At 46.4% G+C, this 11,647-nt stretch carries 12 protein-coding genes; 3 read left to right on the forward strand and 9 right to left on the reverse strand.

Features of this window, described 5'->3' with window-relative positions:
- From NCCP2331_RS17650 to NCCP2331_RS17675, 6 genes are all read right to left on the reverse strand, one after another.
- Positions 1 to 1,056, reverse strand: a 1,056-nt coding sequence (locus NCCP2331_RS17650) for a phosphotransferase family protein (protein WP_251672023.1), incomplete at its 3' end; no start/stop codon positions are given.
- Between the two features lie 58 nt (positions 1,057 to 1,114).
- On the reverse strand, positions 1,115 to 1,681 hold the full coding sequence (locus NCCP2331_RS17655; protein WP_251672024.1) for a TetR/AcrR family transcriptional regulator: 567 nt from the start codon (positions 1,679 to 1,681) through the stop codon (positions 1,115 to 1,117).
- Positions 1,682 to 1,829: 148 nt separating this feature from the next.
- A complete protein-coding gene (locus tag NCCP2331_RS17660) occupies positions 1,830 to 2,600 on the reverse strand; it encodes an SDR family oxidoreductase (protein WP_251672025.1) in 771 nt (256 codons plus the stop codon).
- A 13-nt stretch (positions 2,601 to 2,613) separates the two neighbouring features.
- Positions 2,614 to 3,822, reverse strand: a complete 1,209-nt coding sequence (locus NCCP2331_RS17665; protein WP_251672026.1) for an acyl-CoA dehydrogenase family protein — start codon at positions 3,820 to 3,822, stop codon at positions 2,614 to 2,616.
- Between the two features lie 299 nt (positions 3,823 to 4,121).
- Positions 4,122 to 4,967 (reverse strand): ABC transporter permease, encoded by an 846-nt coding sequence (locus tag NCCP2331_RS17670; RefSeq protein WP_251672027.1) that lies wholly within the window; start codon positions 4,965 to 4,967, stop codon positions 4,122 to 4,124.
- On the reverse strand, positions 4,960 to 6,210 hold the full coding sequence (locus NCCP2331_RS17675) for a quaternary amine ABC transporter ATP-binding protein (protein WP_153721969.1): 1,251 nt from the start codon (positions 6,208 to 6,210) through the stop codon (positions 4,960 to 4,962). Before NCCP2331_RS17675 ends, NCCP2331_RS17670 begins: the two co-directional genes overlap by 8 nt.
- A gap of 210 nt (positions 6,211 to 6,420) precedes the next feature.
- On the opposite strand from NCCP2331_RS17675, the gene NCCP2331_RS17680 reads away from it, so the two are divergent.
- A complete protein-coding gene (locus tag NCCP2331_RS17680) occupies positions 6,421 to 6,978 on the forward strand; it encodes a GbsR/MarR family transcriptional regulator (protein WP_153721968.1) in 558 nt (185 codons plus the stop codon).
- Between the two features lie 267 nt (positions 6,979 to 7,245).
- Here NCCP2331_RS17680 and NCCP2331_RS17685 read toward each other — a convergent pair whose 3' ends face one another.
- Positions 7,246 to 7,974, reverse strand: a complete 729-nt coding sequence (locus tag NCCP2331_RS17685) for a DUF6612 family protein (protein ID WP_251672028.1) — start codon at positions 7,972 to 7,974, stop codon at positions 7,246 to 7,248.
- Between the two features lie 206 nt (positions 7,975 to 8,180).
- Between NCCP2331_RS17685 and NCCP2331_RS17690 the strand changes: the two genes are divergently transcribed.
- On the forward strand, positions 8,181 to 9,083 hold the full coding sequence (locus NCCP2331_RS17690; protein ID WP_251672029.1) for an NAD(P)/FAD-dependent oxidoreductase: 903 nt from the start codon (positions 8,181 to 8,183) through the stop codon (positions 9,081 to 9,083).
- Positions 9,084 to 9,346: 263 nt separating this feature from the next.
- Positions 9,347 to 10,273 carry a glycine betaine ABC transporter substrate-binding protein gene (locus NCCP2331_RS17695; protein WP_251672030.1) on the forward strand — a complete coding sequence of 309 codons (927 nt, stop codon included), beginning with the start codon at positions 9,347 to 9,349 and terminating at the stop codon, positions 10,271 to 10,273.
- A gap of 434 nt (positions 10,274 to 10,707) precedes the next feature.
- On the opposite strand, the gene NCCP2331_RS17700 is transcribed toward NCCP2331_RS17695, so the two are convergent.
- Both NCCP2331_RS17700 and NCCP2331_RS17705 read right to left on the reverse strand, forming a co-directional pair.
- On the reverse strand, positions 10,708 to 11,112 hold the full coding sequence (locus NCCP2331_RS17700; protein ID WP_251672031.1) for a DinB family protein: 405 nt from the start codon (positions 11,110 to 11,112) through the stop codon (positions 10,708 to 10,710).
- Complete coding sequence (locus tag NCCP2331_RS17705; RefSeq protein WP_251672032.1) at positions 11,109 to 11,624, reverse strand: pyridoxamine 5'-phosphate oxidase family protein; 516 nt, start codon at positions 11,622 to 11,624, stop codon at positions 11,109 to 11,111. Before NCCP2331_RS17705 ends, NCCP2331_RS17700 begins: the two co-directional genes overlap by 4 nt.
- Between the last annotated feature and the right edge of the window lie 23 nt (positions 11,625 to 11,647).

The following is an 11,647-nucleotide window of genomic DNA, read 5'->3' on the forward strand; positions in this document are numbered from 1 at the left end:
CTTCCTGGCACTGATTAATGCGTATTGAACTAGATTCTCTACAAAAATATTGAAATGGGCAAAGCGTTTATCCTGTGTCTGTCCCTTTTTATAGCGATAATAAATTTGCTGGCAAATGACCGCCAATTTAAAATAAGCAAATGTCACATAATAATCGATTGAGCTGACATCACGTCCGCTTTTCTCTGCATACAGCTGGATAAATTCATCTCTTGTAAAAAAACCATCTATTACTGTCACAGGCGGTTTGCCGAGACCTTTCTTCAAAATTTCCGGATCATCTGCCTGAATCCAGTAACTCATCGCAGCCCCTACGTCTGCCAATGGATCTCCAACGGTGGTCATTTCCCAATCAAACAGCCCGGTCATTTCAGAAAAGTCTTCTGAAAACATCGCGTTGTTCAGTTTATAATCATAATGAATAATCGTCGGTTCAACGGACACCGGCACATGATTCTTCAAGTAATTGGTCAGTTCCTCAACGCCTTTTACGTCATCTGTTTTCGACCGTTCATAGCGCCCGATCCAGCCGGCAACCTGCCTCTCCATAAAGCCTTCCGGTTTCACCATGCAGGCAAGCTTCGTTTTCTTATAATCTACTTGATGCAGGCACACAAGCTGCTCAACCATCAGCTCGGAAATCTTGCGGCCGAGCTCCGGAGTATAGGTCACCCCGTCCGGAAACTCCGTATCAAGTACCATCCCGTTTCTCCGCTCCATAATAAAAAACGGACTTCCGACAATGTCTTCATCATCGGAAAATACATACGGTTTAGGAGCCGGGTTAAAATAGGAATGAAGACTCGATAAAATAGTGTACTCCCTCTCCATATCGTGCGCTTTCGGTGCGACCGGCCCGAGAGGCGGTCTGCGCAAAACTGCTTCCCATTTCCCGATTTGCAGTAAATAAGTCAAATTGGAATGCCCCGCACTGAACTGCCGGATTCGCAATTCTCCGTCTGGCACCTCAGAAATCTGCTCGCGAATAAACTGCTGAAGCTTCTCTTTATTGAGCTCTTCCCCGGTTCTTACTTCAATTGTAGTCACATCTTTCATGTGGAGCCCTCCTTTATACTAACTGGTAGGTATGTTACCGATAAGCTGAATACTCAGCTTACCGCGGAACGATTCCTTCGAGTAACATGCCGGAAAACAGCTCACTTAATTTATCAGCGGACATTTCGCCCATTGGATTAAACCAGTTATAACTGTAATTCGCAATGCCTAATACACCGAACGCCGCGATGTCCGCACGCAGATCTTTGCGGAATTCACCAGCGTCTATCCCGTCTGTAATTAGCTGTTCGATATTCAGACGAAACAGGTCGCGCTGCTTTTCAATCGATTTCACATTCTCTTCAATGAGATGGCGCATTTCCCTGAAAAACACACGCCCGCTCGGACCTTTATCCTGAATGTCATGGATGAGAAGCGCAATGATTTCTTCCAGCTTTTTACGGCAGGAGAGATTGGCTGATTCCAAAATCGTCTGCTGCCGTTTCAGCAGGTCTGAAATATAATCCAGATGAATTTCCATCAATAACTGCTCTTTGCTGGTGAAGTAGTAATAGTACGTTCCCTTCGTGACACCGAGCGCCTCGACTATGTCTTGGATGGAAGTTTCGCTGAATCCTTTTTCTTCAAACAATAAAATACTAGCTTTGGTAATTTTATCTTTCATGTTAAAGTCCCCGATCCTCTACGTGTTATTTATCCCATACTATATCACATTTTTCGCGGATCGAATCCTGCTTCTCGAAAAATTCTGAATGAACGGCAGTACTTCCTGACAGTCTGCAGTTTAGACTTCACTTCGGCAAGTGCATAAATCAAAACGCATGAGCGCCGCCATCCACCTTCAAAACATCCCCCGTAATATAATCCGATGCACTGGAAGCCAGAAACAGCGCGGCGCCTTTTAAGTCGGAGTCATTGCCGAGTCTGCCCAGAGGCGTGCTCTGCATGATCATTTTCTCTCCATGTTCAATCAGCACCTTAGACATTTTCGTCGGGAAAAACCCCGGTGCAATAGCGTTGACGTTTATTTGATGAGGTCCCCATTTGACTGCCATGTCTTTAGTCATTGTCATGACTGCACCTTTGCTGGTGTTGTAGCCGATGGTCTGCATGAACGGCGGTGTGCCTCCGAAACCTGCGATGGAGGCAATATTGATAATTTTGCCGCTCCGCTGTTTGATCATGACCTTCGCAACAGCCTGACTCATCAAAAATGTACCCGTCACATTGACGTCGATTACTTTATTCCATGCTTCAAGCGGCATATCTTCCGTCGGCGCTGCCCAGCTTGCTCCGCTGTTATTAACGAGGATGTCGACCGTTCCAAAATGTTCAACAGTTTGTTCGACCACTTTCTGAACGTCTTCGGGTTTCGTGACATCACACGATACAGCCAGAGAATCCACGCCCATTTCTTTCAGTTTTTCACTCATTTCCTGACAGGCCTCTGCGTTCCGCGAACAAATGACGACATTTGCCCCTGCTTCCGCATACGCTCCAGCAATCTGCGCTCCCAATCCGCGCCCTCCGCCAGTGATAATCGCTGTCTTTCCTTCCAATGAAAACATATTTAAAATACTCATCGTATCACCTATTTTACCTGTATTTTTTTAATTCCAGTCTGGCAATCTGCCGTGAATGCACTTCATCCGGGCCATCTGCAATCCGTAAAGTGCGTGCGCCTGCATACATATAGGCGATCGGGAAATCATCGCTGACGCCCGCTCCGCCGAATGCCTGAATGGCGCGGTCGATTACCCGCAATGCCATATTCGGCGCCACCACTTTGATCAACGCGATCTCCGTTTTTGCTGCTTTATTGCCGGCAGTGTCCATCATATACGCTGCTTTTAATGTCAGCAGACGCGCCTGTTCAATATCCATGCGTGATTCCGCGATCCACTGCTGCACGACTCCCTGTTCAGAAATTTTCTTGCCGAATGCTTCGCGTTCCTGCACTCGTCTGCACATCAATTCCAGTGACCGTTCAGCCGCTCCAATCAAACGCATACAATGGTGAATGCGGCCGGGCCCGAGTCTTCCCTGTGCAATTGCAAATCCTTTCCCTTCGCCCCACAGCATATTTTCTGCAGGCACACGTACGTTTTCAAATAAAATTTCCGCGTGGCCATGCGGCGCATCATCATAACCGAACACCGGCAGCATGCGCTCGACATGAACGCCATCTGCATCCATAGGCACCAGAATCATCGACTGCTGTTCGTGCTTCGCCGCATTGGGATCACTCTTCCCCATGAAAATCACGATTTCACAGCGCGGATCCCCGGCGCCTGACGTCCACCATTTGCGGCCGTTCAGAATATACTCATCACCATCACGCCGAATACTGGATTCAATATTCGTCGCGTCACTCGAAGCGACATCCTTTTCTGTCATCGCAAATGCTGAACGAATTTCTCCTGCCAATAAAGGCTCCAGCCACTGCTTTTTCTGCTCATCCGTACCGTACCTTGCCAAAACTTCCATATTGCCCGTATCCGGCGCATTACAATTAAAGATTTCCGGCGCCATAAACGACCGGCCCATAATTTCACAGAGCGGCGCATATTCCAGATTTGTCAGGCCCGCGCCGCCACTGTCATCAGGAAGGAATAAATTCCAGAGCCCTTTCTCTTTCGCTTTCTTTTTCAGTTCCTCTACGATGGGCGGGATTTTATTCCAGCGGTCTCCCTGCTCATCCTGCTGTTTGCGGAAGACACTTTCATTCGGATAAATATATTCCTCCATAAACTCTGTCACTTGTTGCTGCAATTTCTCTACTTTCTCTGAATATGAAAAATTCATAATCCCCGACTCCCTTTCCGCCATACTAACCAGTTGGTATGTTCAGAATATTATACTTACTATACTAGATAAATAGATGGCTGGCAAGTATGATTTGTTTTCTGTATGAGCACACAGCCGGACTCTATGATCACGCGTGAGTCCGCAATGATCACCCGGCAGGCACGCATGAGCGCCTGAAGATACCATATGATCGCTTGGCCATGCGGTATGAGCGCCTGCACAGGTTTTACGATCATACCTATAAAAAAGAACTGCCCGGGAAATCAAAAAATTCGATTTCCCGGGCAGTCTTCATTTCACTTCGCTGTTTTTCTCTTACGTTTACCCGCATATTGTGTAATACGGTCCAGGATAATCGCTACGATTACGATTGATAACCCAGTTTCGAAACCTTTACCCGTTTTCAGCTGGGTAACGGAACGGTATACTTCTTCACCCAGTCCCGGCGCACCGACCATTGAGGCGATAACCACCATCGAAAGCGACAGCATGATACTTTGGTTGACACCCGCCATGATCGTTGATTTCGCTAAAGGAATCTGCACTTTCAGCAAGCGCTGAGAAGTCTTTGAACCGAATGCTTCTGTAGCTTCAATTAAATCTTTTGGCACCTGTTCAATGCCGAGCATCGTCAAACGGATTGTCGGCGGCATCGAGAAGATAACGGACGCGACAACTCCCGGTACGACACCGATATTGAAGAAGAAAATCGCCGGCAGCAAGTAGACAAAAGCCGGCATTGTCTGCATCAAGTCAAGCACCGGATTAATAATTTTCTTCGATGTCGGTGACTGTGAGCCTAAAATCCCTAAAGGAATCCCAATAATCAATGCAATCGCGACGGATGCTAACACGAGCGCAAGCATCTGCAGCATCGGATACCAATAGCCCAGATAATCAATAAACAATAAACCAATCAATGTAAATAACGCGATTCCTCTTGTGGATAATACGTACGCAATTACTGCGAAAATAATCGCGAGCAAAATCGACGGAACGAAGTCCATCCCTGTAACCAGTCCTTCGACGATTCCTTTTAAGAAAGCTGAAATGCCGTCAAACAGTGTACCGAACGTCACAACGAGCCAGTCTACTGCTTCATCAATCCAGTCAGCGAATGGTAATCTTGGTAATTTACTCATATGTGATCACCTCTTCTGTTTCTGCCGGGACAGGATCATTATTGATAAACTGTCCATCTCCTGCAAGTGCGCCAATTAACGCACCGCGAATGATGATTCCCTGCAGATGATCGCGTTCATCCACAACCGCCACTGGAACAGCAGCAGTTGAAACCGCGTCAAACAGGTCAGTCAGCACGGTATCGTGAGACACTTTCGTAATATCCCGAATGAGTACATCTTCAAGTGTCTTTCCTTCTTCTGTTGCCGCGACCGCATCTTGTGCTGTCACTGCCCCAAGCAGACGGTTCCCTTTATCTACTACGTAAATCGATGAAATGCTCAATTTTTTCATTAGACGCAGGGCCACACGCGCACCGCGGTCAATCTGAACCGAATCGGCTTGCTTCATTATATGTCCTGCCGTCAGTACCTTCGACAAATCCACATCTTCAACAAAACGCTCGACGTATTCATTGGAAGGGCTCATCAAGATTTCTTCCGGCGTTCCGATCTGTACGATATCGCCGTCTTTCATCAGCGCAATCCGATCTCCAATACGCAATGCTTCGTCGAGATCATGTGTAATGAAAATAATCGTCTTGCCCATATCGTGATGCAGCTGCAGCAATTCGTCCTGCATATCTTTCCGAATTAACGGATCGAGCGCACTGAATGCTTCGTCCATCAGCAGCACGTCCGGATCATTCGCTAGCGCGCGGGCCAGTCCCACACGCTGCTGCATGCCGCCGCTCAGCTGGTTTGGATATTGCTCTTCGTAACCGGCAAGTCCGACTAACCGCAATGACTCTTTTGCTTTTTCCTGGCGAGTCGTTTTCTCGATGCCTTGGATTTCCAAGCCGTATTCCGTATTTTCCTGGATCGTCTTATGCGGGAACAATGCGAAGTTCTGGAACACCATGCCGATTTTCTTCCGGCGCACTTCACGTAATTGCTCTTTATTCATTTGGACAATATCTTTCCCGTCAATCAGGATCTGCCCAATCGTCGGGTCAATCAGTCGGTTTAGCATACGGACCAGCGTTGACTTTCCGCTGCCTGATAAGCCCATGATGACGAAAATCTCTCCATCATATACGTCGAATGAAGCGTTCTTCACACCGACTGTAGCGCCCGTAGCCTGCAATATTTCTTTTTTCGACTTGCCTTCATTCAATAATTGAGCAGCACGTTTACTGTTCTTTCCGAAAATCTTCGTTGTGCCGTGGACTTCGATTTTCTTTATCATCTCTCCATCATTCATATGTACAACTCCCTAGTTTCGTAAAAGTTCAACGTTATTATTATAGACGTAACATTTTTGTAACACAACAGTTTAATCGAAATTAATTGTTTGTACAGTAAAAACTGTATAAACTTTCACTTAGTAATTGCTTTTTTTCACCAAATATAATACGCTATATAAGCAATCGGGGCGGAGTTTATCCCCATTATGATGACGGAGGTACCCTCTATGGAAGGTAAAGAGCAACTTGAAAAAACGCGCGAACGAATCATTGAAATCATCGCGCAAAATATACATTTATATGGGCTGACACCTTCAGCAGGCAGACAATTCGGCACGATGTTTTTTCATGACGAACCGCTGACACTTGATGAAATGACAGAAGAACTCGGCATGAGCAAAACGAGCATGAGTACGTCTGTCCGCTCACTATCCGACTTAAAATTAGTGGAGCGCGCCTGGAAACGGGGCGTCCGCAAAGATTTATATAAAGTGAAAGACGACTGGTATCAAAGCTTTATCGATTTATTTTCGATTAAGTGGCGCCAATCTGTGACCCTCTATACGACATCAATCCGCAAATCGTTGAATGACTTGAATAAATTGCTGCAAGACCCCTCCATCACAGAGGAATTAAAGCAGCTCGTTGAATCCGACATCGAAAAGCTCCGCTATATGCAGGACTATTATGAATGGCTCGACCGACTCGTCGATGCATTCGAAGATCACGACATTTTCGATTTAGTTCCGCGGAAAGAGAATAGGCAAGAAGAGAGACGACCGTAAGAGCCCCGGCTTTTGCGGTTTTTTATTTGGAAGGGTAATGTGCGAATGGCAGCTGTTTTGGTTCGCTGGCAGGTGCGTTTCGTGCGCGGCCGTCCGCGCATGGTGCGGAAAAATCCTGTTTTGGTTCGTTTTGGGCGGTTTTTCGCTCGGAGAAAGGATACTTTGGCGCGTTTGGCGGTACACTGCTTGCAACTCTGCAAAAAAACCTCAGAGCATCTAGCTGCTTTGAGGCGTCACAATCAGTCTTAATGAAAATTCATCCGATAATTACTGGTAATTCGGCAGCACAATCTCCTCAACTTCCCCGACTTTTCCATATTCCAAATTCACTGTAATGGTCACAGACTGCATGGGATTCTTGCCCTCCGCCTCATACTGAAACTCCTTCAGACGCATATGGTCTTTCGTTATTTTCGCTTCCAGCGTTGAATGAATATTGGATGAATCGACACCGCTGAATGAAATATTAAATTGTTTCTGAAATACTTTATACAATTCTTGATCATTGCCGGCATACGTCAAAATATACTCTTTATCCTTCTCCTTCATAGCCAATTCATCTGAAACTTCCCTAAGACTAGCGACCAATTTATCATACTGCGCATTCATCAATTCCTCTTCTGAATACTTACCCGACACATCCTGCCAGTCGCCCCCGTTTTCATTGGTCAGCACAATATTGTCTTTCCTATAGACTTCCGATGTAAAATCATTCGACTGTCCATCAGTTGTTGTCACGTATGACGCATGAAATTCGGGTGATTCCTTGTCGATATACTGAATCTTGCCCCGGTTGACCTGTTTCTGTTCTCCCTTTTCCATATCTTTCGCCAGTACTTTCAACGCCAAATCAATTTCATAGTTATCCATTTCTTCGACAGATTGATCCATTCTGTTTTCAACTTCGTCCATCGTCAGCTGATCCGCAGACTCTGAGCATGCGGCAAGCAGCACAACAGAAAGCAGTAACAGCAATCCCTTACTGTACTTTTTCATCCGATCTCCTCCTAAATTTGCTTTCTCTGCCATTCGAGTATTATTCCACTTCTCTCTTTTTCACTCTACCTTACTTGAAATATAATATCCCGATAAACGTTTAAATTGAAGTCTTTTAGCAGAAAATAACCTTCTGAGTTGTTTGCAGAATTCAAAATCGGGAAGTTATAAAACTAAAATGACAATATAAAGGAATGAGTAGCAATATGCTCTACGAATGTGTAATCATCGGCGGCGGACCAGCCGGATTGAGCGCAGCACTGGTGCTTGGACGGGCAAGGCGCAGAATAGCAGTGTTCGACAACGACCATGCACGAAATCGAGTCACTCGGGAAGCTCATGGATTTTTGACCAGAGACGGCATCCGGCCTGACGAATTAAGACGATTAGGACGTGAAGAAATCGCAAAATATCCTTCTGTAGAGTTCCGCAATGAATGCATTGTCTCTATTGAAAGTGCAGGTCCGTCACATTATGAATTAATGACAGCCAGCGGAAAAATCATCCGCACTATTAAAATTTTATTGGCAGCGGGCTTGCAGGACGAGCAGCCGAACATTCCGGGCATAGAACGTTTTTACGGCACATCCATATTCAGCTGTCCCTACTGCGATGGCTGGGAATTACGGGATCAGCCTCTCGCTGTCATTGCAGATAAAAACGTCTTCAGACTGGCAGCCGAAGTGTATACATGGAGCCGCGATCTGATCGTCTTCACAAACGGCGAAGGCCAGCTGACTGACGAAGAGCGCAGAAAATTAAATGCCAAAGACATCCGAATTGTCGACGATATCATTGCGGGTCTCGAAGGAGAAAACGGCCAGCTCAAAAGCATACAACTGGAAGACGGCACACTCGTCGACCGGACCGGTGCATTCGCTTCGCCCCTTTGGAGTCATCCGAATCATTTTTCCGAAGACCTCGGTTGTGAACCGAATCAATACGGCGGCATCCTCACTGATGAATATGGACGCACAACAGTTTGGAATGTCTATGCAGCAGGTGATGCAGCCCACATCGTCCCTTCCCAGCTCATTATAGCAGCCGGCACAGGAAGCGCCGCGGCCATCGGCATTAACGGCGATCTGACCAACGAATTTTTCGAATAAGTGGATAGAAAATCATGCAGTCTGCGACAAAACGGCAGACTGTTTTTCTACGATCATTTTCAATAGTCCGTCTACTATAATTTGTACAGAAAAAACTGTACGAACAATGAATATGGAGAAAACGGTTGTATTACAATCATATTACAGTTATACTAATAAAGGTTCGCTTCGACAGCGACAAATTTAACCGGTTGTACGTATGTAACATGATGAACGCAAAATCGTTCATTTTATGCAGCCAAAAAATTAGGGGGAAACAAATCGTGTCATTTAAGAAGAAATTTCTAGGATTCAGCTCAGTCGCTTTATTAGCAGTAGGTCTTGCAGCTTGCGGCGGCGACAAAGACGAAGATACTTCAAAAACTGACGGAGATGGAGACAAAGCAGCATCAACGGAATCCATCGGTAAAGCAGTAGACTACAAAATCACAGGGATTGACCCGGGTGCAGGCATCATGGAAGCAACAGACCGCGCACTTGAGGACTACAATCTTGAAAAGTGGGACGTCACAACAGGTTCAGGCGCAGCGATGACAGCAGCACTGAAAAAAGCGTATGACAAAGAAGAGCCGATTATCGTAACTGGCTGGTCTCCACACTGGAAATTCGCGAAATATGACCTGAAATATCTTGACGATCCAGAAGGTTCATACGGCGGTGCGGAAGAAATCCATACTATCGGACGTCTTGGATTAGAAGAAGATCTTCCAGAGGCTTACCAAGTTCTGAGCAACTTCCACTGGACAGAAGAAGATATGGCTGAAATCATGGTCGAAATCATCGACGGTGAAGATCCAAAAGTAGCAGCACAAAACTGGATCGATGCGAATGAAGATAAAGTTTCTGAGTGGACGGACGGAGTAGAAAAAGTCGATGGAGACAAAATCAAATTCGTTTATGTAGCTTGGGACTCTACAGTTGCCAGCACAAACATGATCGCGAACGTACTGGAAGACCTGGGCTATAAAGTAGAAATGTCACAGGTTGAAGCAGGACCTATGTACACAGCAGTTGCAGACGGCAGTGCAGACGTATTGCTTGCAGGCTGGTTGCCGATCACGCACGCAACATACATGGAGAAATTCGGCGACAAACTGGACGATATGGGCGTCAGCATGGAAGATGTAAAAATTGGTCTAGTTGTACCGACTTATATGGATATTGATTCAATTGAAGATTTGAAAGAATAATTCGAATGAAATCTGAAGCTGTACCGAAAGTCAATTTGACTTCCGGTACAGCTTTTTTATTCGCATAGAAAGCCGTTCACGCGCGAAAACACCCGGCAGCCGAACCAAAACGCACCTTCACCGCGCCAAACGCTGTACTTGCCGCGCGTAACCCGCTGCCGAACGAGCCAAACCAGCCTTCCCGCGCGCCAAACCGGGCTCCGAGCGAACCAATCTGACCTAAAGAAAAAGCAGCTGCGTGATCATTGACCCCTGACAACCGCTCATTCAGCCCCGCTGCGTGATCATTTCACCCAGCCGTGTGATCATACCCACGCGCCACGCGCTCATTCCCACCTCCCGCATGCTCATTAGCCAAATCATCTCTGCCAATCCACCACAAAAAAGCCATCCGGCAAACACTCAGCCGAACAGCTCAAACTTCACCATCCCCATTACTGCTTCCGAATCAACGCAATCTGCCCTGCGTGAATCCCCGCGTGGTACATCAATCTACCGACCGCTTCCAAAGGAGTCGATGCGCCCATTTTCGATTCAACCGGCGTATGCCACTGTTCTTCGGTCATCTCTTTCATCGCCGCCTTCAAATTCGCATCCGATGCCTCAAGGATCTCCAGAATCTCCGCTAATGAAGAAGCTTTCGGCAGTTCAGCAATCGCCGGCTTTCCAAGATACCAGTCCGCAAACATATACTCCACTTCCGCCGTATGATACAGCAGCGATTCAATAGAAGATTCCCCGATGCTCAGCTTCAATTCCTGCTCCTGCAAACCGGATGCCATCTTCGTAAACCGCCCGCGCAGCGCATCCCACATCGGCACTACTGTTTCATAAGTCATGCCGTTATACCGGGCTTGTTCTTTTTATCCACCACGACATGCTCAAACACATTTCCATTGATATCCACATCAAACGCCAGTCCGAATCCTACCACATAACGCCCCTGCACTGGCGTTAATTCGAATAATGAAAAGTCCAGGCCGCGCAAAACTTCCAATAGTTTCGGATTAAAACGTGCGTTAAACAGTTCAAATATTTCGTCATGTCCGTCATTGCCAATATTTTTTGGCTGGCAGCCCCAGCGTGCACGCTCTGTTCCAAACGGATTCGGTGTGGCAGATTCATCCGCAATGATCATCGCATCAATCCACTCGCTGTTTTCCAGGTGACGATAATGCTCGGCAACCTGGCTGATATAAATATAAAACTTACCGTCTTTCTTGACGAACGGCGCACAGCTTGCAAAGGGCCGTCCCTCTTCATTGACCATATTCAGCACCATGTTCTTATGCTCTTCCACAAACTTCAAATAGCCTTCTTTATGTTTTTGCACATCGATTTCTTTTGTCATATCTATTCCTCCTCTAATTTATT

It is taken from the genome of Sporosarcina sp. NCCP-2331 (assembly GCF_023707945.1).
In the GTDB taxonomy this organism is placed as follows: Bacteria; Bacillota; Bacilli; order Bacillales_A; family Planococcaceae; genus Sporosarcina; species Sporosarcina cascadiensis.